Origin of the sequence: Actinomyces sp. HMSC075B09 (genome assembly GCF_001812395.1) — a bacterium.
GTDB lineage: Bacteria > Actinomycetota > Actinomycetes > Actinomycetales > Actinomycetaceae > Gleimia > Gleimia europaea.
Genome location: NZ_KV808735.1, coordinates 114768 through 139412, shown reverse-complemented (window position 1 = coordinate 139412; position 24645 = coordinate 114768). Strand labels below are relative to the sequence as shown.

General features: G+C 53.7%; 23 protein-coding genes. 8 read left to right on the top strand and 15 right to left on the bottom strand.

The annotated features are described in order from the left end of the window. Positions 1-15: 15 nt before the first annotated feature. The 3 genes from HMPREF2854_RS05230 to HMPREF2854_RS05220 form a co-directional block, all read right to left on the bottom strand. Positions 16-1371, bottom strand: a complete 1356-nt coding sequence (locus tag HMPREF2854_RS05230) for a class II 3-deoxy-7-phosphoheptulonate synthase (protein WP_148130903.1) — start codon at positions 1369-1371, stop codon at positions 16-18. 78 nt (positions 1372-1449) lie between these two features. Then, a complete protein-coding gene (locus HMPREF2854_RS05225; protein WP_034507448.1) occupies positions 1450-2673 on the bottom strand; it encodes a pyrophosphate--fructose-6-phosphate 1-phosphotransferase in 1224 nt (407 codons plus the stop codon). A 101-nt stretch (positions 2674-2774) separates the two neighbouring features. Further along, complete coding sequence (locus HMPREF2854_RS05220) at positions 2775-3593, bottom strand: lysophospholipid acyltransferase family protein (protein WP_070620018.1); 819 nt, start codon at positions 3591-3593, stop codon at positions 2775-2777. A gap of 156 nt (positions 3594-3749) precedes the next feature. Here HMPREF2854_RS05220 and HMPREF2854_RS05215 point away from each other — a divergent pair, with 156 nt between their 5' ends. Next, positions 3750-5447: an exonuclease domain-containing protein gene (locus HMPREF2854_RS05215; protein WP_186822490.1), complete on the top strand. Its 1698-nt coding sequence runs from the start codon at positions 3750-3752 to the stop codon at positions 5445-5447. Between the two features lie 62 nt (positions 5448-5509). Here the strand turns inward: HMPREF2854_RS05215 and HMPREF2854_RS05210 are convergent, their stop codons facing one another. The 5 genes from HMPREF2854_RS05210 to HMPREF2854_RS05190 all read right to left on the bottom strand — a co-directional run bounded on the left by HMPREF2854_RS05210 (position 5510) and on the right by HMPREF2854_RS05190 (position 9816). Beyond that, positions 5510-5905 (bottom strand): two-component system response regulator, encoded by a 396-nt coding sequence (locus tag HMPREF2854_RS05210; protein WP_070620013.1) that lies wholly within the window; start codon positions 5903-5905, stop codon positions 5510-5512. An 82-nt stretch (positions 5906-5987) separates the two neighbouring features. Beyond that, positions 5988-6980 (bottom strand): FKBP-type peptidyl-prolyl cis-trans isomerase, encoded by a 993-nt coding sequence (locus HMPREF2854_RS05205; protein ID WP_070620011.1) that lies wholly within the window; start codon positions 6978-6980, stop codon positions 5988-5990. Between the two features lie 21 nt (positions 6981-7001). After that, positions 7002-7346: an iron-sulfur cluster insertion protein ErpA gene (gene erpA, locus HMPREF2854_RS05200; protein WP_034507442.1), complete on the bottom strand. Its 345-nt coding sequence runs from the start codon at positions 7344-7346 to the stop codon at positions 7002-7004. Positions 7347-7423: 77 nt separating this feature from the next. Further along, positions 7424-8473: a glycerate kinase gene (locus HMPREF2854_RS05195; protein WP_070620006.1), complete on the bottom strand. Its 1050-nt coding sequence runs from the start codon at positions 8471-8473 to the stop codon at positions 7424-7426. Further along, positions 8470-9816: a dipeptidase gene (locus tag HMPREF2854_RS05190; protein WP_083309405.1), complete on the bottom strand. Its 1347-nt coding sequence runs from the start codon at positions 9814-9816 to the stop codon at positions 8470-8472. Before HMPREF2854_RS05190 ends, HMPREF2854_RS05195 begins: the two co-directional genes overlap by 4 nt. A 95-nt stretch (positions 9817-9911) precedes the next feature. On the opposite strand from HMPREF2854_RS05190, the gene HMPREF2854_RS05185 reads away from it, so the two are divergent. Next, positions 9912-10514, top strand: coding sequence for a DUF3043 domain-containing protein (locus HMPREF2854_RS05185; RefSeq protein ID WP_070620003.1), 603 nt, complete (start codon positions 9912-9914; stop codon positions 10512-10514). A gap of 143 nt (positions 10515-10657) precedes the next feature. Here HMPREF2854_RS05185 and HMPREF2854_RS05180 read toward each other — a convergent pair whose 3' ends face one another. Next, positions 10658-11704, bottom strand: a complete 1047-nt coding sequence (locus HMPREF2854_RS05180; RefSeq protein ID WP_070620000.1) for a quinone-dependent dihydroorotate dehydrogenase — start codon at positions 11702-11704, stop codon at positions 10658-10660. An 86-nt stretch (positions 11705-11790) separates the two neighbouring features. Then, complete coding sequence (locus HMPREF2854_RS05175) at positions 11791-12297, bottom strand: hypothetical protein (protein WP_070619997.1); 507 nt, start codon at positions 12295-12297, stop codon at positions 11791-11793. 129 nt (positions 12298-12426) lie between these two features. On the opposite strand from HMPREF2854_RS05175, the gene HMPREF2854_RS05170 reads away from it, so the two are divergent. Further along, positions 12427-13257: a TrmH family RNA methyltransferase gene (locus HMPREF2854_RS05170; protein WP_070619994.1), complete on the top strand. Its 831-nt coding sequence runs from the start codon at positions 12427-12429 to the stop codon at positions 13255-13257. On the opposite strand, the gene HMPREF2854_RS05165 is transcribed toward HMPREF2854_RS05170, so the two are convergent. From HMPREF2854_RS05165 to HMPREF2854_RS05160, 3 genes are all read right to left on the bottom strand, one after another. Next, a complete protein-coding gene (locus HMPREF2854_RS05165) occupies positions 13249-14004 on the bottom strand; it encodes an HAD-IIB family hydrolase (protein ID WP_070619991.1) in 756 nt (251 codons plus the stop codon). The two genes, HMPREF2854_RS05170 and HMPREF2854_RS05165, sit on opposite strands and share 9 nt — an antisense overlap. 71 nt (positions 14005-14075) lie before the next feature. Continuing rightward, positions 14076-14219, bottom strand: coding sequence for a methionine/alanine import family NSS transporter small subunit (locus HMPREF2854_RS08560; protein WP_072341199.1), 144 nt, complete (start codon positions 14217-14219; stop codon positions 14076-14078). A 2-nt stretch (positions 14220-14221) separates the two neighbouring features. After that, positions 14222-15775, bottom strand: a complete 1554-nt coding sequence (locus tag HMPREF2854_RS05160; RefSeq protein WP_070619987.1) for a sodium-dependent transporter — start codon at positions 15773-15775, stop codon at positions 14222-14224. A gap of 158 nt (positions 15776-15933) precedes the next feature. Here HMPREF2854_RS05160 and deoD point away from each other — a divergent pair, with 158 nt between their 5' ends. Both deoD and HMPREF2854_RS05150 read left to right on the top strand, forming a co-directional pair. Further along, the gene (deoD, locus tag HMPREF2854_RS05155) at positions 15934-16641 is read left to right on the top strand and encodes a purine-nucleoside phosphorylase (protein WP_034507425.1); all 708 of its coding nucleotides are present in this window, start codon (positions 15934-15936) and stop codon (positions 16639-16641) included. A gap of 140 nt (positions 16642-16781) precedes the next feature. After that, a complete protein-coding gene (locus HMPREF2854_RS05150) occupies positions 16782-17333 on the top strand; it encodes a DNA-3-methyladenine glycosylase I (protein WP_070619984.1) in 552 nt (183 codons plus the stop codon). Here HMPREF2854_RS05150 and udk read toward each other — a convergent pair. After that, positions 17330-18034: a uridine kinase gene (gene udk / locus HMPREF2854_RS05145; protein ID WP_261666667.1), complete on the bottom strand. Its 705-nt coding sequence runs from the start codon at positions 18032-18034 to the stop codon at positions 17330-17332. The genes HMPREF2854_RS05150 and udk overlap by 4 nt on opposite strands. Positions 18035-18231: 197 nt before the next feature. Here udk and HMPREF2854_RS05140 point away from each other — a divergent pair, with 197 nt between their 5' ends. After that, on the top strand, positions 18232-20154 hold the full coding sequence (locus HMPREF2854_RS05140; protein ID WP_070619981.1) for an FAD-dependent monooxygenase: 1923 nt from the start codon (positions 18232-18234) through the stop codon (positions 20152-20154). Between the two features lie 67 nt (positions 20155-20221). On the opposite strand, the gene HMPREF2854_RS05135 is transcribed toward HMPREF2854_RS05140, so the two are convergent. Then, entirely contained in the window at positions 20222-20746 is a 525-nt protein-coding gene (locus HMPREF2854_RS05135) for a hypothetical protein (protein ID WP_070619977.1), read from the bottom strand. A 119-nt stretch (positions 20747-20865) separates the two neighbouring features. On the opposite strand from HMPREF2854_RS05135, the gene HMPREF2854_RS05130 reads away from it, so the two are divergent. Beyond that, the gene (locus tag HMPREF2854_RS05130) at positions 20866-21798 is read left to right on the top strand and encodes a DUF808 domain-containing protein (RefSeq protein WP_070619974.1); all 933 of its coding nucleotides are present in this window, start codon (positions 20866-20868) and stop codon (positions 21796-21798) included. A gap of 123 nt (positions 21799-21921) precedes the next feature. Further along, positions 21922-24627 (top strand): Cna B-type domain-containing protein, encoded by a 2706-nt coding sequence (locus HMPREF2854_RS05125; protein WP_222563169.1) that lies wholly within the window; start codon positions 21922-21924, stop codon positions 24625-24627. The last annotated feature ends 18 nt before the right edge of the window (positions 24628-24645 follow it).

Here is a 24645-nt window from a genome sequence, read left to right as displayed (position 1 = left end):
AAAGCTCGGCTCTACCTACTCATCGAGGTTTTCGCTTCGACGCAGTAACTCCGCTACGCGGAAAGCGATCTCTAGAGATTGCTGGTGATTTAGCCTTGGATCCACTCGCGTCTCGTAGCGCTCATTCAAACGCAGCTCGTCCAGATTCTCCGAACCGCCCAGCACCTCGGTCACATCATCACCGGTTAACTCAATGTGAAGACCAGCTGGCACCATAGCATTTTCGTACAAGACCTCAAAAAAGCCTTCCACCTCGTTCATGATGGTGTCGAAGTCACGGGTCTTCACGCCCGTCGCAGTTTCGATGGTATTTCCATGCATTGGGTCGGTAATCCATACAACCGGACGCCCATCGCGTGCAACAGCACTCGCAATACTTGGAAGAACATCGCGGATCTTATCTGCCCCCATACGGGTAATGAAAGTAAGACGGCCTTCTTCCCCTTGAGGATTTAGCTTGTCGATAATGCCGATTACCTCCTCCGGTGTGACCGTCGGACCAATCTTTACACCAACCGGGTTGCGAACCTCGCGAAGCAACTCAATGTGAGCACCGTCAAGCTGGCGAGTGCGCTCCCCAATCCACAGGAAGTGACCGGAAGTGTTGTACAGCTCCCCTGAACGCGAATCAATACGGGTTAGCGCCGCCTCGTACTCGAGCAAAAGCGCCTCGTGTGCAGAATACAGATCCACAACCTTTAGACCATCGAAGTCAGCACCTGCCGCCTCAATGAACATGATTGCACGATGAATCTCGCTAGCGAGTGCCTCATAGCGCGCGTACGCTGGATTCTTAGTGAAACCGCGGTTCCAAGTGTGGACGCGACGCATGTCCGCGTAACCACCCTTGGTGAATGCGCGAATTAGATTAAGCGAGGCAGCGGACTGCTGGTAGGTTTCCAGCAAACGCTCCGGATTAGCTACTCTTGCTTCCTCGGTGAACGCAATATCATTCACCGCGTCGCCCCGGTATGAGGGCAAAACCTTGCCATCGCGCGTCTCGGTATCAGAAGACCGTGGCTTCGCATACTGGCCGGCGATTCGCCCCACCTTAACAACTGGTAGGGATGCGCCATATGTCAGCACAACCGACATTTGCAACAGAGTTTGGATTTTTAAACGGATCTGATCGGCAGTAGAACCGTCAAACGTTTCTGCACAGTCCCCGCCCATCAGTACAAAAGCTTCACCGCGAGCAGCGCGTCCCATTTGTTCACGTAAGGAATCGGCCTCGCCGGCAAACACCAGAGGTGGCCGCTTGCGTAGCTTGGCGGTAACCGCCTTCAGATGGTCAAGGTCGGGATACTGTGGCTGCTGCGCAGCCGGGAAGCTACGCCATGAATTCCACGGGAAACTCTGATCCGTAATCATATACCTTAGGGTAAACCTTTCAGGTAAAAGTTCGGCGCGCATCCCGCAAGCTGGAATGCGCGCCGAGCACCCTTAACGTTAGTCGACCGACGGAGCCGGCGATACACGCTCGCCGATCTCAGCCATCATCTCCTGGAACCACGGAGTGTTAATGTCGAATTTCTTGCCACCGGCAATGCGCTTGAACGCAATAGCCTTTAGGCGATCGCCGTCTTCCTCGTCGTGGCCGATAACACCGGACGTGCCCTCAAGCGCGCACTGTACCGCGTAATCGGTCATCGACTTAATAAGGCGCAGATCATCCTGGTTGGCCTTCGCCGAACGCGAGAAGTAGCCGGACTTTTGAACCATTACCTTCTCGGCGCCAATCAGCTTAGCGAACTGCTTAGCAAACCACTCGCCCGGGTTAATGGTGTCAAGCTTGACGTGACCAAACGGATCGCGCTGTACTTCTTCACCGTTTTCTTCCATCTCGCGAACGATTTCTGCTACACCAGCACCCTCGGATAGGAAGATGTTTACGTTGCCGTACTTGTCCATGATGGCGCGCAGACGCTCAGCCTCGCGCTCGATCTCAACGTGATCTTCCGGAACAAATACAGCGTGGATGTCCCAGCGTTCCTTCATGAGTCCCAGCTCGGGAGCCCATTCCTGCTGCTTCCACCACTTGCGGTAATCGTATGCAGCAGCGGCCGTTAGATAGCCACAGTTACGACCCATGACCTCATGGATAATCAGCATGCGCGGGTTCGAGCGGTGCTCGCCAATAATGTTGCGGGCAAAAATGGAGGCCTGCTCGGCTGCGGTCCAGGCTCCCAGCGACTGCCTGATTGGAATAACGTCATTATCAATAGTCTTAGGCAGACCAACAACGGTGAGTTCGTAATCGTTGTCATGGAGGTAGTGCGCAAGATCCGCAGCTGTGGTGTTCGTGTCGTCTCCACCAATCGTGTGCAGCACGTCCACGTGATCTGCACGCAGGCGCTCAGCGGCAACCTTCAGCGGATCTTCGCCTTCCTTAACGAGGCCCCGCTTCACCAAGTCCTTGGCATTCGTCAGCTTTACACGGGAGTTACCAATCGGGGAGCCGCCGAACTCGTGGAGTAAACTTGCCTTCTTACGAGCTTCCGGAGTGACGGTCACGTAGGTTCCAGTCAGAAGACCGTGATAACCGTGTTGGTAGGCAATGATTTCGATCGTTGGGTCTAGTTCGTTGTAGCGCTCAATCAGTCCTCCAACTGCAGAGGACAGGCACGGTGCAAATCCACCGGCAGTTAGCAGAGCAACTCGCTTGACTGACATCTAAGAACCTTTCACCTAGAAAACTGGTTTGCGTAGCAATGCACACACCAAGTCTACATTGAAAATCTTTGGATGAATTTTAGGGGCGCTTTCCCTATCGCTTAGTCTTTCTCGTCTTCTTTTAGCTTCTTGGAAAGATCAACAACCTCGTCATCCTCCGTGGGTTCCGGAACGTTCACGTCAGGAACTTCGCGACCTCCCGGCGCCTTTGCTCCGGCTGGGACCGGGCCAGCGAATTTTCCTTCCTTGGCCAGCTCAGCCTTCACATCAGCAGCGTAAAGATCTACGTACTCCTGTCCGGAAAGAGTCATGAGGTTATACATGATCTCATCGGTAACAGCGCGAAGCGTGTATCGATCTTTGGCGAGGCCGCGGTAGCGGGAGAAATCCAATGGTTCACCAATAACGATGCCCACTCGGTGGCGACTAGGGATCTTCTGCCCGATGGGCTGGGCAATGTTTGTTCCGATCATCGCAACTGGAATAACGGGGGCACCCGATTCAAGAGCGAGGCGAGCAACCCCCACCTTGCCGCGGTAAAGTTTGCCATCCGGACTACGCGTGCCCTCCGGATAGATACCAAACAGCTCATTTTCCTGCAGACGTGCCAGCCCCGTATGCAACGCGGCCTCCGCTGCTTTACCAGACGATCGATCAACCGGAATCGTGCCAACTGCCCTCATAAACTTCGCAGTTGCCCTGCCTTTCAGCCCTGTGCCGGTAAAGTAATCGGACTTTCCCATAAACACGACCTCGCGATCGATCATAAGGGGCAAGAATACCGAGTCAAACACAGCTAGGTGATTCGAGGCCAGGATAGCTGGGCCAGTGGCGGGAATATTCTCTTTTCCGCGAATCCAAGGACGATAGAAAGCCTTCAGTAAAGGTCCAAATCCTGTTTTGAGTACCTGGTAAAGCACGCTTTCCTCCCGGTTGGATTCAAATGCAACACTAAATATTCAGTCTAGTACCCATCCTCACAGTTTATGACGCGTTGGCATCTTCCGCCCCATAGTGTCATCTTGCTCCCACCATCCGATACGCTTAGGAGGTTAGATTTCAAAAAGGGGTTCGTGATGGTCAGGCGCGTCGGCGAGAGCAATATTAGCCGCAGCCTATCGCATACCTGCGGTCCAACCTCATTCCCCAATAGTGGAAGCGACACAAACGACTTCGTAGGCTCCGTTTGGCGTCGCGATTACGTGGTGGTTGACCTTGAAACCACCGGGCTTGGAACCGACTCGCAGATCACCGAGATCGGTGCGGTCCGTGTAAAAAATGGTGAGGTCGTAGATACTTTTAATACCCTCGTAAATCCGCAGATGGAGATTCCTCCTAAAATCACCGCACTGACTGGAATCACCAATCTGATGGTGACTGATGCCCCACATCCAGATGAGGCTATTCGCCAATTTCTGGCCTTTGCGCAACTTGAAAGCAGCATTTTGATTGCTCACAATGCCTCATTTGACTGCGGTTTCTTAACGCGAGCAGCGGCCGGCGCAGGCATCGAGTGGCCGCGCCCGAAAGTAGTAGATACGCTCGCGCTTGCCCGTACAGTACTCCCTCGCCCTCTTATTTCGAATCATCGACTGGGTACGCTGGTACGTCATTTCAAGATTTCGAACGACGGCGCTCACCGCGCCCTTTCGGACGCAACTGCTACTGCATACGTGTTTTCCGGCCTGGTGAACGAGCTTGGAAAACTGGGGGCCACCGACTTTGAAGACCTCATGGTCGCCGCACAAAGTGTGCCGTACCGTCACCGACAAAAAGTTTCGATCGCGAAAGATCTGCCTGCAAAACCTGGACTATATCGATTCGTGTCTGCCGATGGCCTGGTGCTCTACATCGGTTCGGCAACCAACCTGCGCTCGCGCGTTCGCTCGTATTTCTCCGCTTCAGAAAAGCGGCGTCGAATCCACTCTATGCTCGAGCGAGTAGAATCTGTGCGCATCGAAGTTTGCGCCAGTGAGCTTGAGGCCAGAGTTCTCGAACTGCGTGCCATCGCAGAAGAACAGCCACCCTTCAACGCTGCTTCGAGCCACCAATTCGAAACAGCGTGGCTAATCATGGAAGACGGGGTGCTGAAAACCGCGCACACGATTTCTTCCGATCTAGCCCCGCAGGCTCTTGGTCCGTATCGACGAGTCACCCACACCCTCAAAGCCCGCGAGGCAATCTTGTTGGCGTTGGGCGGTGAATTCGCGCCATTTTCAGACATTCCCCTGCGAGAAGTGGCTGCCCCAGATGTCAAACTCGCAAGAATGTGTTTGGAAGGACGCGGGCAGATTGTTTCTCAAAACCTGCTGGGGCGAATGGCTGACTTTTCAGACCAGTCCCACTTTGAACTTGCAGCCCGCATCCGCGATTACTTTTCGTATTACATCCAGGGTGTAGAGCGGGCACGAGACACGGCCCTGATTGCTCGAGCTACAAAAATTATCTGGGCTCATCACTTGCCCGGCGGAGGGTGGCAGATTCACGCAGCATCTCGAGGCAGACTCCTAACCTCCGTAGCAACTCCCCCGCTCACGTCGCCAGCGCCGTGGGTTAACAAGCTCGAGCAGCTTGAGCCGCTACCTGAAACCAGCGTGCACTTAGCCTACTCCTCCTGGGAAGAGGTTCGCGTGATCACCCGTAGCCTTCTCGAGCCCGGTGCGCGGCTAATCGAATGGAATTCACCCGATCCGTGGGCCTGGCCAGTCGACTCAGACTTGAAGGAGTTCCCCCGCTTCGAAAACATTCCTCGGCCTCGTCCCGATCGCCTATAACATCTGGACGAAAATTACTTGTGGGCGACTGTTCATTCACAGTCGCCCACAAGTAATAACCGTTAGGAAAGTAGCTGCGCTACCGTCTCTTGTAATTCGATCGGATCAATCGGGTAGTACAACATCTTCGTAGTGCCCGAGAACTTAGCGATCCAAGAATCTTGCTGACGAGCAAGAATCGTAATCGAGGGAGGCAGGTTGTCGAACTCAACCTCCAGACGGCGCAACAGGGCCATCGCGCCTACCTTTTGGGTTTCACCGTCGAGGATGAGGAGGTCGAACTCTCCCTCTTTGTACTTCATTACAGCGCCATCTTCGGTGGCAGCCTCAACCCACTCCACCTTTGGCATGCCCGCACCGGGGCGTACACCAACCGCTTCGATTACGTTAGCGCGGAACTCGGAATTGTCGCTGTAGAGAAGGATCTTGTTCGCTTCCTTCTCACCCGTTTGAGACATGTCTTTCTCCTATGAAACTAAACTCTGCGCGAGCTAACTAATACTTTATTGTATTGGCCTTGGCGACGGTTACAAACCGGCGCTATTGAACGGGCGAAACGTCCATAGCGCCCGTAATTTCAACTACGAACACCATCGCGTTTTCGGGATTCTGGGTATCTGGATGAATCACAAGAACACGACTTCCAACGCTCATATTTGCAAAACCTAGGGTGTTCCCAATCGCTTGTTGCGAGTATTCTGCGAGCCCCATGTCCCAAGTTGATTCGGCATCATCACCTTTGCCCCACTGGGATCCGGTGATGTGGTAGCTAACCGCGTCATTCGCGGCGATCTTCGGCCCACTACCCGCTGCCAGTTCAATGGCCGTAGCCTCAGTGGGAGCCTTCGCGTCATGGTCAAACGCAATAGTTGGCTTCATCCCTAGCGGCCCCTCGATTGAAAGTCCAGCAGGCGGCTTATTGTCCGTCATTTTCGCGTTTTCAAGGGCGGAGGTGTCGGTGGGATCAAGCTTTCCTACCAGATCAACCACAAATACCAGGGTGGCGCCTCCCGGAATCTTATCTCCCGCACCGGCTTCGCCATATCCGTAGGCAGCCGGAATGACGAGCTCAACACGATCGCCCACGCGCTGGCCTGCAAGGCCGTGCTTCCATCCCTTAATAACCTGGTTGAGACTAAACACAAGAGGTTCAGACTTCTTCCCCTCGGGGGCGCGGTCAAACGTTGAGTCAAACACCGTGCCATCCCAGAGCATGCCATGGTAGTGCGCAGCCACTATGTCATCGGCTCCAACCTCATCACCAGAGCCCTCAATGAGAGTTTTTGCGACAACTACGTCAGGTTCTGGCCCATTAGCAGCAGTGAAAGTAACGCTCTTACCCCACTCACCACCGATTTCAGGAATTTCTCCATCGTAATTGCGATCAACCGGCACTTCGTCTGGGGCCGTGGTGGATGCAGTGGTTTCACCAGTTTCACTAGGTTGCGTTTTGCCCGCATCATCTGAGCAAGCCGTGAGCATACCCGCGGTAAGAGTAGTAGCCAAAGCTAAAGATAAGAGTTTACGTTTCACAGTTGGTTCCTAAATGGCGATTTAGTGGAAAGACTCACCGCACGCGCAAGTGCCGGTTGCATTCGGGTTCTCGATAGTGAAGCCCTGGCGCTCAATCGTGTCAAAAAAGTCAATGGTTGAACCGTTGAGGTAGGGCACGGACATGCGGTCCACAATCACTTCAACACCATCAAAGTCGCGAATGTGATCCCCATCTAGGATTCGCTCGTCAAAGTACAGCGAGTAGATGAGGCCGGAGCAACCACCCGGCGAAACCGACACGCGCAGACGAAGGTCATCTCGACCTTCCTGTTCAAGCAGGCTCTTTACCTTTGCGGCCGCGTTCTCGGTCAGCTCAATCTCATGAGTTGGAAATTCGTCAGACATATTCTTCCTATCGCTTGTGCGTAACAGTGCTTACTCTAATCCGAACCGGGTGGGACTGGCATCTCGCACCGCTCGGGTTACCTCTTTCTGATCCACGTTCCGGCCAATATGCGGCTAACATCACTGTCCGCGCGGCCCCTATCGATCACGTACGCCTGATGGATCCCCCACTCGGATAACTCGTGATTAGACAGGGAGCTTTCATGTGTGAAAACAATGCAAGGTAGGGCGTATTCAGCGGCTAGAGAACCCAGCATCCGGATTGGCGAGTCCGCGATGGTTTGCGGGTGGAGAGTGTCGATTACTCCGACCACCAGGTCGGCCTGGGCGATTTGTTTACGTAAATCAAACGCTTCTGCCAAGACTTCCGCCAGACTGGTTAGCTGTCCGCGTAGCCCTAGCGCAAGAGCACCAATACCAAGTCCCGCTCCTGAACCAACCGCGCGCGCGAACGAGATTGAGCTAGGCGCTAGCTGTTCAGCTTGACCAATATCACTCAGCTTCTGGTAGAACGACGTCAATCCACGCACGGCCTGTTGCCCGACCGTGTCCAATGCACTGCCGGTAGGCCCCTGCGCCAATGTTGAGTCCAACCCCAGTAATGGGCGCTCGGTAGCACTTGCAACCGTGAGGTTACGATTACCAATACTATTTAGCGCGCGAAAGCGCACCTGAGCCATGAGGTCGTGGTTTTCGAACCAGACGGCGTCCGCCTCGCCTTCAATTTCCGTCCCGATGGCTGCGCTGACCTCTGCCACAGATGCAAATGCTCTCTTGGCAGGAACGCCGGCCAGCTCCATCAGGGTTCCGATTGCACCGATCTCGGCATTCTTCGTCGAGCTTTGTGGCAACGAGGTAACCGGATTCGCGGATGGTTCCTCATGACCCGTCACCACCCAGGTGGTTTTGCCTTCGGCCGCCCAAGCCTGCACGTTACCCAACTGCTCCCTAGCACAGACGTGCATCCCCATCGCGGCCAGATTGGTAGCCGCGTGAGCCGTGTCGAGGTCAATCGCGGTAGCGAACACGCCGCCCTCGAAAATGGTGGCGATTATGTTCGCTATATCCTTACTTTCGAGGGCGGCCTGTTCACCGGCAACCACGACGTGGTTGAACGTGTATGTCACGCCTTCTCCGCAAACTTTTGCAGCATTAGTGCTTCGGCCAAGATAGCGTTCTTCAGATCGTTCAAATCCTGTGATTCGTTTTCAGAGTGCGCGTTGGTAAGAGGATCTTCAACGCCAGTGACTATCACTTGCGCGCCCGGAAACTGTTCTTGGAACGTAGAGATGAACGGGATTGAACCACCCACGCCAATGTTTACCGATGGCACTCCCCACGCCTGCGACAAAGCCTCATGCGCGATTTTCGCCGCACCCGACTCGAGGTCTGCCTGGTAGCCCGGGCCGATCTCACCGGCCTCAAACTCAACAACGGCCCCAAACGGACGGTTTTCCATGATGTGGCGCTCAAGTGCCGCCATGGCTTCCCTACCGTCTGTGCCTGGCACAGTGCGTACCGAAACCTTGAACTTAGTCTCGGGCCAAATGGTGTTTGACGAGTGTGCAACCGAGGTCGCATCGAGACCAATGATCGACACGGCGGGCTGTGTCCACATACGCGACGCAAGATCTCCAGACCCGGCGATGCGAACTCCCTCTAGCAGGCCGGCCTCAGCCCTAAACTCCGCCTCGTCGTACACCACATCCGCGCTCTTACTACCGCCAAGGCCGGCAATAGCAACCTCGCCAGCGTCATTATGGAATGTGGAAATTAGGTGCGATGCCGCGGTAATGGAATCGAGGACGGGACCTCCCCACATGCCCGAATGCATCGCGTGATCGGTCATACGAACCGTTACGGTTGCATCGATTACACCGCGCAGCGAAGAAGTCAATGCGGGCTTGCCTGGCTTCCAGTTATCGGAATCGGTAACGATGATGTAGTCAGCTTCGAGCTGCTTGTGGTACTTAGTGAGGAAGTTTTCAAACGAGGGAGAACCAACCTCTTCCTCGCCCTCGATGTAAACGGTTACGTTTACGGGGAGTTGATCACTGAGCAAGCTCAGTGAGCCGAGGTGAACAACGATGCCTGCTCCATCATCAGAAGAGCCGCGACCATAGAGACGACCATCCCGAATTTGCGGCTCAAACGGGCTACCGGTCCATTTGTCGGGATCTCCGCCTGGCTGAACGTCGTGATGGGCGTACAGCAAAACTGTTGGCGCTCCCTCGATTCTTGGCGTTTTCGCAACCACGGCGGGGGCTCCATCCGTCCCATCGGGCCGTGGGGCGCGCAGGATTTGCGCCTCTAAGCCAAGGCTTTCGAACCTCGACGCCACGTGTTTTGCGCAGCGCTCAACTTCTGATTGATCAAAGGAAGCCGAGGAAACGGAGGGGATACGGATGATGTCTTCGAGTTCGCGCACAAACTGGTCGAACTGATCTTCAAGTCGCTGTTTAATGTTCACCCTCCTTACGTTAAACACCTTGGAACTATTCGGCAATATTGCTATTGTCGGCCTGTTATTTAGGCCTTCAGACGCCCTGCGGTAAAGTTGGAACCGTGTTTGGAAAAGAAAAGCCTAAGGATAACTCTGGCGATCAGGCTCACGAGGTAGTTGGCAAGGGTCGTCCTACTAGAACTCGCAAAGAGGCTGAGGCCGCGAACCGTCGCCCCATGATCCCGAAGGATCGTCGCGAAGCTAAGCGCCGGCGTCGCGAACGCGAAAACGCTCTGTGGGAGCGCCAGCAGCGCGCAATGGAAACCGGCGACGAACGCTACATGCCGGCCCGGGACAAGGGGCGGATACGCCGGTTCACACGCGACTACGTGGATGCGCGTTGGACCCTGGCTGAGTTTGTACTTCCAATGATGCTGGTTTTGATCATTGCGATGTTCTCGATGATTTTCCTAGCAAGGCTAACCACACCTGAAACAGCCGCGTTGGTTGTCCAGGTAGTCACTTACCTAACGTACGGCATGTTGATTTTCTCGGTGTTCGAGTCGATCCTCATCAACATGCAGATCAAGAAGATCGCGGCAAAAAAGTGGCCGAACGAACCGTGGATTCGTAACTGGTTCTACACCTTCTCCCGTATGATCATGCTTCGCCGGTGGCGCCAGCCTAAGCCCCAGGTCAAGCGCGGCGAGCATCCGGAAAAGTAAGTGCATAAATGCAATGTTGAGGTTCCCACCCGATTGGGAACCTCAACATTTTATTAGGGTTTCTCGTGTTGTTTTGCGGCTACGCACCTTTTGAACACGACCCTAACCCAGCTATGGAGCGGGCGTCCTGCCCCGCGCATTCTTTATTTGGCGTAGGCACCTTCCCTTAGAGATCTTGCTATCGCGCGGTTCATTTTGCCGGGCCAAGCGGGCCCCTCGTAGATATACGCGGTGAATGCTTCTAATAGATCCGCTCCTGCGTCAAGGTATGCCAGAGCGTCCTCTGGTGTCGAGATTCCGCCTACTGCAATGATTGTTTGCTCCGGATTCAAGTGTTCACGTAGCATTTTTACGACCTCGAGGCCGCGCTGCAATAACCTTGGGCCAGAAACGCCGCCTTCTCCCAACGTGTGATTAATCGTCGTATTAGCAGCCACTACGCCTGCAAGACCAAGTTCTTTAGCAAGATCGGCAACTTCGAGGATGTCCTCATTTACAAGATCAGGTGCAATCTTCACAAACACGGGCACATCTCTACGAGCAGCTTCGCGGGCGGCCCGCAGGGTGGTCTCGATGATCGGCCGAAGCGTCTTGGCAGATTGCAAGCTACGAAGTCCCGGAGTGTTGGGTGAGGACACATTGATCACTAAAAAATCAACAAAACGTGCTAGCTCACGAGCGCAGATCTCGTAATCACTTGCCGCGTCCTCGTTAGCTGTCACCTTGTTCTTGCCAATATTTGCGCCCACAACAATCTGTCTGCCAGAAGGGGTTGAACGCAGTTTCTTTAGGCGTTGCTTAACAACTTCCACGCCATCGTTGTTAAAACCCATCCGGTTGCGGATTTCGCGAGACGCGGGCAGTCGCCATAGTCTGGGCTTATCGTTGCCTGGTTGCGGACGGGGGGTTACCGTTCCGATTTCTAAGAAACCGAATCCCATTGCCGCCATGCCCTCGACCGCGAGCGCGTTTTTGTCCATTCCAGCGGCAAGTCCGAGCCTGCCCTTTAGCCTGCGTGGCAAGAATGTAGCGCCCGCGGGCACGGAGGTGTCAGCGTAGTCAAACACCATTCCCATGCCAGCTCTTGTAACCGGGTTCGAGCCAGCCAGTTCGATCGCTTTGATTGCTACTTCGTGCGCTATCTCCGGGTCGGTATGAACCAGACCGTAATCAAAAATCCACCTGTACACGCCCCTAGCTTACATTGGCAAGGCTCGGCATAGACCAAGGTGGGAACCACTCAACATGTGCCTGGCAGACGCGGTATAGGTGGCGATTAATCCCACCAGACCCACCAGCCTTCTCGGCCCGGGTTCCAAGATGGCCTTATCTTCGTTATTTCATCGGGGCGATCAAGGGCCGAATCTAAACCAAGTTCGCGCTCTAAGTACTCCCACAAGACGTCACATTCACAAGAGGTTTCGTGGAACGCCTCAACGTGGAAATCTGGCGTACCGTAGTAGACAAACCCCTCGATACTGACGCGCTCATCGGGGCGCGTGGGGCCGATCGCGTAACCCACCAGTTCTACCTGGTCCGGGTGGGCAGCTGCTGCCTGCAGCAGTTGTAGCGTAGTTGGCCCATAGTTTTGCCGTCCGTCCAACTGCTGACTCGGTAACAGTTTTAAGAGTCTTTCTGCCGCGCTCGCACCCAGACCGTGAAACGGAACAAAGCTTTCTAGCTCCTCCCCGGTTCGGTCGCTTTCTATACAAACCATGTACGGCTCCAAGATCCGCTTTATCCCAATTTTGGTTGTCCAGCCCGATTGTTCTTCAACCAGCATTTGTTGCTCCTTTCGTATGGACGCCTTAATGCTGACCGCAACCTACTTACCTAACAGTTCAATCAAATGGCAGGTGTGGATGCGCGGACACTGAGAGTCTTGGGGATAAGCGGAAGATGCGATAATGGCATGGTGATCATTGCAGTAGACGACCTTAGCGACCAGCGGCTTTTGGATTACACGTCACTTACGGACGTTAAATTGCGGTCCCGTTTGGAACCAGAACTCGGGCTTTTTATGGCCGAATCTAAGAACGTAATCGAACGCGCTCTAGAGGCCGGCTACAAACCTCGATCTTTCCTAATTCCAGAAAAATGGCTGGACTCAATGCAGGAAACCCTGACGAGATTGGGACCCGAAGGCAAAGATGTTCCCGTTTTTGTAGCGAGTGAGGACGTACTGGAGCAGATCACTGGGTTCCACCTACATCGCAGTGCAATGGCGGCCATGCACAGGCGCCAGTTGGCGCCCGTCCAAGAGATAATCGCAGGTGCACATCGCATTGCAATCATCGAAGACATCGTGGACCACAAGAATGTAGGGGCTATTTTCCGCTCAGCAGCGGCTCTCGATGTGGATGCAGTGCTCGTAACGCCAAGCTGCGCGGATCCTTTGTATCGCCGCTCTGTGAGAGTATCTATGGGGTCGGTTTTTCAAGTGCCGTGGACTCGGCTTGAAACATGGCCCGACATGAGACCGCTCCATGACCTCGGATTCCACGTTGCTGCTCTCACATTGGGGGAAAACACGGTTCGTCTCGACGACTTTGAGCAACGCGTAAAGCTCAATCCCGAAATGAAGGTTGCTTGGATTCTTGGTTCAGAGGGGTACGGCTTGAAGGATCGCACTATCCGCGCAGCTGACAGCTCCGTTATGATCCCGATGAGTCACGGCGTGGATTCACTCAATGTAGCGGCGGCCAGTGCGGTTGCGTTTTGGGCAACGCGCCGCTTAATTTAACCGGGTTTCAATCAGGCGCTCAATAACACCCACCGTGTCCTGCCACCCACTCACAGAAATGGTTTCGAAACCTGCTTTCTTTACGGGGTAGTCGTTGCCCTGCGGGTCAAGACGATCCCCAACAAACACTATCTGATCTATCGCCAGTCCTGTTTGCTCCATGATTTTGGCCATCCCGTAGGCTTTATCCACGCCTTTCATGGTGACATCCACCGAGGTTGATCCACCCGAGCGAACCTCAAGATCAGGCAGTTGCACGGCAACCGCATCGCGCAACCGCGCCTTCTTCTCTCCAGTGGGGTCCCAAGCCCTCTTTGCTTCCAATGGTGCCTGCTGGCCAAGAGCTGAATACGTGATCTGACTACCACGGTCTTCGATAATGTCACCGGCGGGATTATCTTCCCACAAGCCAAGTTCTTTAGCGCATTTTTCCAAGGTGGTTATGGCATCGCGCTTGGTCGTTTCGTCCAGGTCATGCGCGTATTGCGCCTGCCAGATGCCATTTTCGCGCCGGTAGTAGCGCGTTCCACACGTTGGCATCAGGTGCAGGCGGCTCATCTGTTCCTCACTCGCAAACAGGTTCGAAAGCAACTGAGTTTGGAACTGCTCCAGGTTGCCTCCGGAGATTACTAACACTTGCGCCCTATCCAGGAGGCGGCGCAAGCACTTCCCAACCTCGCCCGGCAAACTCGATTTCGAGGGCGCGAGCGTGTCGTCCAGGTCAAACGCTACGAGCTTTAGCTGCATAACTCTCCCAAAATGCAAAAGATGGTGGCAAAACTGCCACCATCTTAAGCAACTCTTCGCTAAGCGGGAAACTAGTCGGTTAGCGCACCTGTAGGCTCACCTTCGATCTCCGGCTCTGGAATGTCAGATTTTTGTAGTGCCACTACGGAGGCAACGAGGCCTCCCCACACTACGAGGATGGTTAGAACCATGAGGATAATCGATGCTGGTTCCATGTTTAGTCTTCCTCTCCCTTGAACTTGATAACGTCTTCGTGCTTGGCTTCACGCCAAGGTAATTTCGTCAAAATGAACGCGCCGATCACGGCCACAGCGATGGTTCCCCAGCCGAATATTAGGACGTTGAGACTTCCTGCGCTCCAATCTCCATATCCTTCGGTGACATATCCGATTAGAGCTTGGAATAGCATCACTGCGAGAAGTGCGGGCGTAACCAGGCCAACTATCCAGTCCCACGCCGCGGGAACAGGAACAGCGGAGGCGAGGTTCAGGTGCTTACGCAGCGCCCGAACCTTCGGAACTGCGAAGTAGGCAAGTAGTGTCATCACGATCGCGGAGAACACGACACCCACGTTATTGATGAATGCGTCCACCACGTCAAGCGTGTTCAGGCCGGTGGTAGTAGAGAATAGGACCACTGAAACTACCCCCGCGACCGCGCCCACAGTAACTGCAGCTTTTCGGGCCGAGTATCCGAACTTGTCCTGGAATGCACCCGATACCACTTGGAGTAGCGACAAAAGTGAAGTGATACCAGCTAGGACGAGCGAGATGAAGAACAAGACGCCAAACAGTGGACCACCAGGCATCTGGTTAATGATTGCGGGGAAGGTCATGAAGGAAAGACCAACGCCCGTAATACCTTCAAGCTCGTTTAGTCCAACGCCCTGCTGATTCGCCATGAAACCGAGGGTTGCAAACACGCCGATACCCGCAAGGATCTCAAACGAGGAGTTAGCAAATCCAGCAACAAGGCCCGTACCAGCCAGGTTTGCCTTACGCGGTAGGTAAGAGGCGTAGGTAAGCATGATGCCAAAAGCGATGGACAATGAGAAGAAGATCTGACTTACTGCCGCAAGCCAAACGTTGGCATCAAAGAGTGCGGACCAGTCCGGAGTGAAGAACGCGTTCAAGCCCTCCAGAGCGCCCGGCAAGAACAGAGCACGCACCACCATAATGAGGAACAGGACCACCAATAGTGGGAGGAAAACCCTATTCAAACGCTCAACACCCTTGGAGACACCTCGTCCGAGAATAAAGAGTACGAAGAGCCAAAGAACAACCAGTGGGATAAGTATGCTCAGAACCGGCCTAAAGCTGATGAGGTCACCACTTGCCTGCAAAAAGTCTGAAACGAAAAAGCTGGTGGTGTCTTCACCCCACGCGAGGCGAACCGAATAGATGGCGTACATCATCGCCCACGCCACGATCACTGCGTAGTAGACGGTAATAATGAACGAAACCATTACCTGGAACCAGCCGAGGCTTTCCGCCTTGGAGTTCAGACGTTTAAACGTAAGCGGTGCGGAGCCGCGGTATTTGTGCCCCAGGCTGTAATCGAGAAACAGTACGGGAATGCCAACGAATAGTAGTGCGATTAGATACGGGAGGATGAACGCCCCTCCGCCATTCGAATAGGCAACTCCTGGAAAGCGCCAAATATTACCCAGGCCGATTGCAGAACCAATTGCGGCCATCAAGAAACCATATTGACCAGTCCAGTGATCGCGTGAAGCGCTATTTGTCTCGACAGGTCCAGCATTTTTAGACATTTTATCTCCTTGCACTTAATGAGATAAGCAAAACATAGCGCCCTACTCGCAATTTGCAACACTCTGTCTCTAAGTGTGAACACTGGCGATCGAAACTGTAATGAGCAACACTATATGAAGACACTTTTCCGTTCAGTTGTTAAAGAAAGGCAAAACTAATGGCAACACCTCACATCGCAGCAGAAAAGGGAGATTTCGCGCCAGCAGTCCTTTTCCCCGGCGACCCGAAGCGCGCCGAGCGCATCGCCCACATGCTTATGGACGACGCCCGCCTGGTTACGGACGTGCGCGGGATGCTTGGATTTACCGGCACAGTTGACGGCAAGCCTCTTTCGGTTATGGGCTCAGGAATGGGACAACCTTCGGCAACCATCTACGCAACGGAGCTCTTTCGCGAATATGGTGTTGAGAGAATCATCCGCGTTGGAACCTGCGGCGGCATCGCTCACAACGTTGCAGTTGGCGACGTTGTGGTTGCTCTAGGCGCGCACACTGACTCTGCAATGAACACTTACCGCCTGCCTGGTCTTCACTTCTGCCCGGTGGCCTCTTACGATCTGATTCGCGCAGCTGTTGACGCGGCCAGCGAAACCGAGAACGTTCACGTTGGCACCATTATTTCTCGCGACCACTTTTACCTAACGCCCGAAGGTCAGGTTGAGCGCCTGGCTAACTATGGAGTTTTGGGCGTAGACATGGAAGCTGCCGCACTCTATGGAGTGGCCGCCGAGTTCGGCAAACAGGCCCTTACGGTCCTAACGGTTTCCGACCACCTACTCGATCACTCTGGCGATATGAGCGCCGAAGAGCGTGAGACTAAGTTCCAGGGCGCGCTAAAGCTCGCGGTAGCCGCGGCATTTGCTTAAACCTTAACCATAGGGGGCGCCAGCCGGCGCTCCCCTTTTTTGTCCCCAAAAGGCTCAAACCCATCCCCGTCCACACCATCGCTCCCCACGCCTTCGCCTGACTTCCTCGCAGGCTTACTTTTTGCTTGAGAGGAGAAATAATGACTATTCCAAAATGGGCAGACGCTAACGAAGAGACCAGAAGGCACTACAACAACGAGTGGGGACGCCTTCCAGAAAACGACGACGCCGCATTTGAAATGTTAAGCCTGTTAACTTTCCAAGCCGGATTAACTTGGGCTACCGTGCTTTCCAAACGAGAAGCACTTCGCGCAGCGTTTAGCGACTTCAAGGTCGAAACGGTTGCGAAGATGAAGGATGAGGATGTCGCCAGACTATTAAAAGGCGATAGCCCAATTAAGAACGAGCGCAAAATCCGGGCGGTTATCCAAAATGCTAAAGCCATCCAGGAGTATCGCAGCACCGTACAACACGAAAAGCGAAAGAACGCATTTCTAGCCGTGCTTGAAAACTCCGCTGGCAAACCCGGAGTTTGGCCGGTCTACGGCGAGGAGCAAATGACACTGCTTCGCCACTTTTTTAACGACTGGGGATTTACTTTTACCGGCCCAAAACTGATTCGAGCTCTATTGGAATCATTCGACCTCGCCCTTCCCTGGCTACAGGAAGAGCCGACAATCGAGAGCGTTTAAACACTATGCAGATAGTTGTTGATCCTGTTAATAATCATGTCTAGTGCAACCAAATTCTGCACTCCATCAGGAATAATGATGTCGGCCTTACGCTTAGATGGCTCAACGTAGAGGTCATGCATAGGCTTCACAGTTTCTAGATACTGCTTTTCGATTGAATCAATGGTGCGCCCGCGCTCAAGCATGTCGCGGCGTACACGCCGCAGGATGCGCTCATCCGCATCCGTGTCCACAAACAACTTGATATCAAACAGCTCGCAAAGCTCGGGGAACACGAACAACAAAATTCCTTCCACAATCACAACGGGTTGAGGCGTGATTTCTACAACCTCTTCACTGCGGTTATGGACGGTGTAGTCATACACCGGGCATTCGATAGGCTTTCCATCAATGAGCTCGCGAAGCTGCTCGATCATTAAGTCGATATCAAATGCGGTGGGCGCATCGTAATTGAGGGATGCGCGCTGTTCATAAGTAAGACCGGTGTGCGACTTGTAATAATTATCGAGGTATACAACAGCTGTTTTCCCTTGAAATTCCTTCACAAGCGCCTTAGTTAAAGACGTCTTACCGCTTGCAGTTCCACCAGCAATACCGATGACGAGCGCACGCACGTTACTACCCCGATCTTCGAGATTTTTTCTAAGTCTAGTGGATTTGAGCAATAACTCCTGCATCCACAGCGAAACTTTCTCAGTCATTTACGTCCGTACAGTTTCCCATGAAACCAATACGTGAGCCCCCAATGATCCCGCGCAGCACACAACCCCTCGCTACACTGTGAGTTGAGCCACAGTCATGCCCGTTAGTCGGCCACTGTTGCCATAATCGTATACGAATATGTGTACGACCGGTTCGGCGGGATGGTCCGCCGCCCACAAAGTAGTGAGGAATAATCGTGCAATTTCACCACCATGGTTACGTCTCTGAAAATCCCCGAGTCAAAGTTGCTCAGGGCCTGGGAATCGATCGCCGAGCAGAACTCCCCGATGAAGTTGATGTTCTGATTGTTGGCGCTGGTCCTGCAGGCATGCTGATGGCGGCCCAGATGTCCGTTTTCCCAGACATCTCTACTGCGATCATTGACAAGCGCGCGGGTAGACTTCCGCTTGGCCATGCTGATGGCATTCAGGCGCGTTCAGTTGAAACATTTCAGGCTTTCGGTTTTGCACCGGAAATTACCGCGGAAGCCTACAAGATTGTTGAGACTGCATTTTGGCAGCCGGATCCGGAGAATCCGGATCACATTAAGCGCATGCACCGCACTGAAGACGATCCGCATCGAATCTCTGAGTTCCCCCACCTGATCGTGAACCAAGCGCGCGTACTCGACTACTTCCGCGAGTTTGCATACAACTCGCCGTCGCGTCTAGTTCCAAACTGGGGTTGGGCCTTCACTAGCCTTGAGTTCAAGTACGAAGACGAGTACCCGGTTAAGGTTAGTCTGGTTGGTACTGGCCCAGACAACGAAGGGGTAACTCGCACTGTCGCAGCAAAGTATGTGCACGGCGCTGACGGCGCGCACTCTGCGGTTCGCAAGGCAATCGGCGCCCGCCACCTCGGTGATGTTCAATACCAGGCGTGGGGTGTCATGGACGTCCTCGCAAACTCGGACTTCCCCGACATTCGTCTTAAGTCCATCATCCAATCCAAGCACGGATCAATCCTGCACATTCCACGTGAAGGCGGATACCTGTTCCGCACGTACGTGGATCTTGGCATCGTTGACGAGAACGACAACCACGCGGTACGTAAGACACCGCTCGAAGAAATCATCCGGCGGATGAATGAGATCGTTGCCCCCTACTCGATTGACGTGAAGGACGTTGCTTGGTGGTCCGTCTACGAAGTTGGCCACCGCGTAACGGATCGATTCGATGAGATTCCCACCGAAGAGGTAGGAACACGCGACCCGCACGTGTTCATTTCCGGCGATGCCTGCCATACGCATTCGGCTAAGGCTGGCCAGGGAATGAACGTATCTATGCAGGATGCATTCAACCTCGGTTGGAAGGTTGCACACGTTTTGAAGGGGCTGGCTCCCGCTTCCCTACTGCAGTCCTACACCCAGGAACGCCAGGTCATTGCACAAAACCTGATCGATTTTGATTCCGAATGGTCCGCACGTGTAGCGGGTACATACAAGGGTCCGGGCGCCGACATTCCGATTGAGGACTTCTACTTGGAAACCGGTGAGTTCTCTAACGGCTTCCGCACGGAATACCCCGAAGGGTTACTTGTTGGTTCGAATGCATATCAGGATTTGGCAAAGGGCTACACGCTGGGCAAGCGGTTTAAGTCCGCGAAGGTAGTACGCCGGTCGGATTCAAATCCGATCCACCTTGGCCATACGCACGAGGCTGATGGTCGCTGGCGCATATACGTATTCGCTGACAAGGAACGCGCCGCGCTTTCGGGTACTAAGGTTGCCGACTGGGCTAAGTGGATGGACGAGTCAGTTGACTCCCCCATTAATAGGTTCACTCCGAAGGGTAGCGATCGCGATGCCCTCTTTGATGTGAAGGTGATCTACCAGCAGGATCACCGCGACATTTGTCCGGGCGATGTTCCCGCAATCTTCAAGCCCGAAAATGGTCCGTTTGGACTACAAAACCTGGAGAAGATTTTCGGCAAGCTTCCGAAGGGACTATGGCACGGCTTCGATATGCCAGACACTGATATTTGGGAAGAGCGCGAGCTTTCCGAAGACGGCGTTGTGGTAGTTGTTCGCCCAGACATGTATGTCGCACACGTTCTCCCGCTAGACAAGCCCGAAGAAATCGGCGAGTTCTTCTCGAAGATCTACATCGAACAAAACTAAGCTGTAGAAATTTTCGGGGGAAGCGCATTCGCGCTTCCCCCGAAACCAATTTTGCGAACTGCAACGATCAGTGGAAGGTTATCGAGCTTTGTCCCATGAAATCCAGACTGACTATTACGTCGGCTAGATCAGCAACCTCAAAGCCGAGATCTAACGTGACCTGCTGGCCGGGGAGTACAGGCGTGGGTGGAAGCGGTACGGCTCCAGAATCTTGCGATCCCACAATTGGCGCGCTAATTGCGTCAGAGACTACAGAAACTATGACTTGATCCGTCCAAAACTCTTCCTCTCCCACATTCTCTATGGTTATCGGAAGCGTTACTGGCTGGCCATGATCCCCCGTGTAGGTTCCAAGCGGTTGCGGCTTGCCAACAGCTACCCTCACCCCGCTCCCTGCTTCTACGAACTCACCAAATTTACCTGTTTTTGAAACCGCTCCACCAGGTTGTAACTGTGAGAGGGCTTGCGCCGAAGCGCGCGTTTGTGGAGTTGAACTTTCTGGGGATGCGTTTTGTCCGCCACAGCCAGCGAGCGCCACTGCCACCAAGGCCGCACATCCTAGCCACAGCGCATGCTTACCCGTTGAAGCCATAATCACCCCTCGTAGAAGTTAACACGCGATTATCTAGTAACAGCGCTATCTGTATCAGATTCTGTCATTATTTACATGAGTTGCTTGTCGATGCTCACTCGTAAGCGTATGGAGGATTTATGTCTGGCGGCATCGTTGCTTTACTTGACGACATCGCTACTCTAGCGAAGATGGCTGCGGCAAGCGTCGATGACGTGGCTGCTGCCACCGGCAGGGCTAGCGCCAAAACTGTTGGGGTTATTGTGGACGACACTGCGGTAACGCCTCAGTATCTACAAGGCCTTAAACCTGAACGCGAGCTTCCCATTATCAAGCGGATTGCTCGTGGATCTTTGACGAACAAGCTACTAATTATCTTGCCTGCCGCGTTAGTGCTCAGTCAGTTTGCGCCGTGGGTACTACCCATTCTTCTGATTGCGGGAGGCTCTTTCTTAGCCTTTGAGGGAATGGAAAAAGTTTGGGAGAAGTTGCGCGGGGGCGGGCATGACGATCCTCTCATCGTTGCAGGACCATCCGGTGAAGAACAGATTGTGAAAAGCGCGGTTAGAACGGACCTGATCTTGTCGGCAGAGATTATGATCATCGCGCTCAACGAAGTGGCGTCCGAGGGATTCGTTGCACGCTCCATAATCTTGATAGCTGTCGGCTTTCTTATCACCTTTGTGGTCTATGGAATGGTTGCCGTTTTGGTGAAAATCGACGACGTTGGCGTTGCCTTGATGAAGCGAGAGAAGGCGTCCTCGCAACGAATTGGCAAACTGCTTTTTAACGCAATGCCGCGCGTATTGGCCACTATTGGGGTGATTGGCACGCTCGCGATGCTTTGGGTTGGTGGGCACATCGTGGTCGTTTCCGCCGCGGATTTGGGGTGGACTGCGCCGCATCAAATCATTGAGAACCTCGCCCACCTGGGCGCGAGCTTCGGCGCCGGAGCTGGCTTTTTGAGTTGGACTATCGAAACGCTTGCCTCTTTGCTGGTGGGCGCAATCCTAGGATCCCTCCTGGTTGGCGCCCACCACGGCCTGAAGGCCCTGGGCAAAAGCCGCAACTAAGAGTGGTACCGACAGGCGTTCTTCGACCCCACCCAAACGGCTGTTTCAGCCTGATAGCATCGTGATCGTGGATCATAGTCAAAGTTTCTCTTAGCACGATCTGTTTTAGCGGGTGTTTTCAAAATGCGTCTCCCACGAGTCCGATCTGTATTCATTGCTCTTTCAACGGTGTTCGCGGTGATGCTAGGCATTCCAGCGACTACCGCCCTTGCTGAAGACGAGTCCGCTCAGGGTAGTGGCGAACCAGAAACCGTTGAATGCGTGTTCCAGTGTTCACGTGAAGAACTCCAAGAGTTCATTACCAACGCCGGTAGCGACCCGACCAAGATAGTGCTGGGTCTTCTCGACACGGATATTGACGAAACGTTAGTCATTCCGGCCGGTGCAGACATAACGATTGTGAATGCCCCTACTACAGACCCCAATTACGTGAATGACACTCGCCTCCTGCGCGAAAACGGTTTTGCTGGCACCCTGATTGAAGTCGAAGAGGGGGCAAAGCTAACTCTAGATAAGAACGAGTCTGGGATCGGTACTCTATCTGTTGGGGCTCGCGGAGAATGGGTAAAAGCAAATTCTCCCGCGATTGAAGTCAAGGGCGAGCTCATTATGAACCACGGCCGCGTCGAGGGAGCTAGGGGCCTCTCTAAGAAAAAAGAAGCTGCTATTACCGTCACGGGGCCGAATGCGAAGTTCGTTCTCAATGAAGGTAAAGTTACCGATAACCAGCGTCTGTTAGGTTCCCCTAGTACTACTCAAGAAGGTGCCGCAAACGTGGCGCTGAGCGACGGCGCAACCATGGTCATGAACGGCGGCGAAATCTCGAAGGGCCGCGCAATGACGGATGAAGGCGCCTACGGAGAAACTGGCGGCATTGGCCTATTCGGAGGCTCCCATCTGACTATCAATGGCGGAACTATTACTGGCAACCACGGTTGGGCAGGCAACATCGGGATTTACAGCTGGCTCTCCGGTGCAAACACAGAAGGTTATGAAACTAAACGTTCCATCGTTGAGATTAATGGCGGCGAGATTTCCAAAGGTTACGCCCAGTTTGGCGGCGGTGGCATAAATGTTTTCGGCAACGGGGCCGTAACCATGAACGCCGGCCAGATAAGCTATAACAAAGCTGCCTACGGAGGCGGCGTCAATGCTATGGACCTCTACGTTAAAGCTGGAGACAATCCCTTCGAGGAGGTCCCAGCTGAAGGTAAGGGGAACGGTTTCACCACCGAAGAGTGGACCGAGATCTCCCCGGCTAGTTTCACCATGCGGGGTGGAACTATTAGCAACAACTGGGCAGCAAATACCGGTGGCGGCGTGAACACCGTGTCCAATGGAGTGTGGCTACTTGGCGGCGAGATTTCGAACAATACAGCAGATAGTCAAGGCGGCGGTCTGTACGTTGCAACCGAGTCATATTCCGCCCATCTTCAAAACGCGTTAGTAACTCAAAACGGATTTTCAGATGCAACCAAGTACGACAGAGGCAAGGGCGGAGGAATTTGGCTGTGCCCTACCGGTTCACTGACTATGCATGTGACCGATGGTGGCGCAATTTTTGACAATACGGCTCCGCGAAACTCAGACGAGATTAGCAACTATTACGGCGACGATATCGCGCACGATAATTACGGCCAATCCAACCCGGCAAAACTCATTCTGGATAAGAATATGCTTGGCGGCGGCGACTCGGCGTATTACAAGGATGGCGGTGTAAATAAGACCCGCTTCGATGACGAGAATCGCGAAAAAGAGCAGATTTTCCAGAACCTTGCAGATGATTCCCCAAATGCGGAGGCTGGCGAAAACGCCGAGTATCAAAGCACTCTGTCCAACGCAGGGCTCAAGAATGTAGCTTCGGATGAAGCGAAGCTACGCGCGAGGGCTTGGGCCAGCTTGATCATCACCGGAAATAAGGCGCCTCGTGGCAGCGGCATTGGTTCCAATGGGAATGTTACGTTCGGTACTCCCGAGTCCACTGAGATTAGTGTGCGAAAGGAATGGACTTACACCACGGGCCAGGAACTCTCCGAAGACCTAAAGGTTCCAGTGACCGTGCAACTCGAAGCTAACTTCGCTGACGAGGCCGAGACGTTCCCCGTCGCAAAACCAGTCGTTTTGGATGGCGATAATAACTGGAGTTATACCTTCCGAGATCTCCCTACTGTAAATAAGGGACGTAGCATAATCTACTCGGTGAAAGAATTGGACTCCGACATACTGAAGAATGGTTTCAGTTCATCGGTTGCTGTTGATCCGGATAAGGAAAAGACCTTCATCGTAAAGAATGAGTTGGATTATATTTCTGTTCCAGTGGAGAAGTTTTGGGAAGGCGGAGAGGTCACCGATCGTCCTAAATCAGTGACAATTCGGCTGCTTCAAAATGGAGAACGAACTGATCAAACGATCACGCTCAATGAAGCCAACCGCTGGAAGGGGCAATTCACTAATCTGCAACCCTACAAAAAATGGGATGGTGAAACAGGGCAGTTTGAAGCGAACGTCTACAGCGTTATCGAAGACAATACCGGCTCTTTCGAGTCTTCTATCTCCGGGAACCAAACCGATGGTTTCAAAATAACCAACAGGTTCATCCCGACGGAGCCGACCACTCAGCCAACTACCCAGCCAACTACCGAACCTGGTGGTACCGAGCCGAGCACAACAGTAATGAGCCCCGTGCCACCCACAAGCACGGAACCTTCACTTCCAGGCCGCCCGCAATTACCGAAGACTGGCACGGACCTACTTATTCTGACCCCGATTGCTATTGCCCTCCTAATAGCTGGTGGCGGGATTCTCATCGCTAGGAGGCAAGCCAAATAGGCCATTGCCGCCTAAACC

What these genes read in the sequence shown, in the direction of transcription:
- HMPREF2854_RS05170 (WP_070619994.1), top strand. Translation starts at nt 12,427, where the DNA reads ATGGTGATCATTGCAGTAGACGACCTTAGCGACCAGCGGCTTTTGGAT.
- erpA (WP_034507442.1), bottom strand. Translation starts at nt 7,346, where the DNA reads ATGTCTGACGAATTTCCAACTCATGAGATTGAGCTGACCGAGAACGCG.
- HMPREF2854_RS05215 (WP_186822490.1), top strand. Translation starts at nt 3,750, where the DNA reads ATGGTCAGGCGCGTCGGCGAGAGCAATATTAGCCGCAGCCTATCGCAT.
- HMPREF2854_RS05225 (WP_034507448.1), bottom strand. Translation starts at nt 2,673, where the DNA reads ATGTCAGTCAAGCGAGTTGCTCTGCTAACTGCCGGTGGATTTGCACCG.
- HMPREF2854_RS05165 (WP_070619991.1), bottom strand. Translation starts at nt 14,004, where the DNA reads ATGCAGCTAAAGCTCGTAGCGTTTGACCTGGACGACACGCTCGCGCCC.
- HMPREF2854_RS05135 (WP_070619977.1), bottom strand. Translation starts at nt 20,746, where the DNA reads ATGGCTTCAACGGGTAAGCATGCGCTGTGGCTAGGATGTGCGGCCTTG.
- HMPREF2854_RS05230 (WP_148130903.1), bottom strand. Translation starts at nt 1,371, where the DNA reads ATGATTACGGATCAGAGTTTCCCGTGGAATTCATGGCGTAGCTTCCCG.
- HMPREF2854_RS05125 (WP_222563169.1), top strand. Translation starts at nt 21,922, where the DNA reads ATGCGTCTCCCACGAGTCCGATCTGTATTCATTGCTCTTTCAACGGTG.
- HMPREF2854_RS05150 (WP_070619984.1), top strand. Translation starts at nt 16,782, where the DNA reads ATGACTATTCCAAAATGGGCAGACGCTAACGAAGAGACCAGAAGGCAC.
- deoD (WP_034507425.1), top strand. Translation starts at nt 15,934, where the DNA reads ATGGCAACACCTCACATCGCAGCAGAAAAGGGAGATTTCGCGCCAGCA.
- HMPREF2854_RS05175 (WP_070619997.1), bottom strand. Translation starts at nt 12,297, where the DNA reads ATGCTGGTTGAAGAACAATCGGGCTGGACAACCAAAATTGGGATAAAG.
- HMPREF2854_RS08560 (WP_072341199.1), bottom strand. Translation starts at nt 14,219, where the DNA reads ATGGAACCAGCATCGATTATCCTCATGGTTCTAACCATCCTCGTAGTG.
- HMPREF2854_RS05210 (WP_070620013.1), bottom strand. Translation starts at nt 5,905, where the DNA reads ATGTCTCAAACGGGTGAGAAGGAAGCGAACAAGATCCTTCTCTACAGC.
- HMPREF2854_RS05160 (WP_070619987.1), bottom strand. Translation starts at nt 15,775, where the DNA reads ATGTCTAAAAATGCTGGACCTGTCGAGACAAATAGCGCTTCACGCGAT.
- udk (WP_261666667.1), bottom strand. Translation starts at nt 18,034, where the DNA reads ATGACTGAGAAAGTTTCGCTGTGGATGCAGGAGTTATTGCTCAAATCC.
- HMPREF2854_RS05130 (WP_070619974.1), top strand. Translation starts at nt 20,866, where the DNA reads ATGTCTGGCGGCATCGTTGCTTTACTTGACGACATCGCTACTCTAGCG.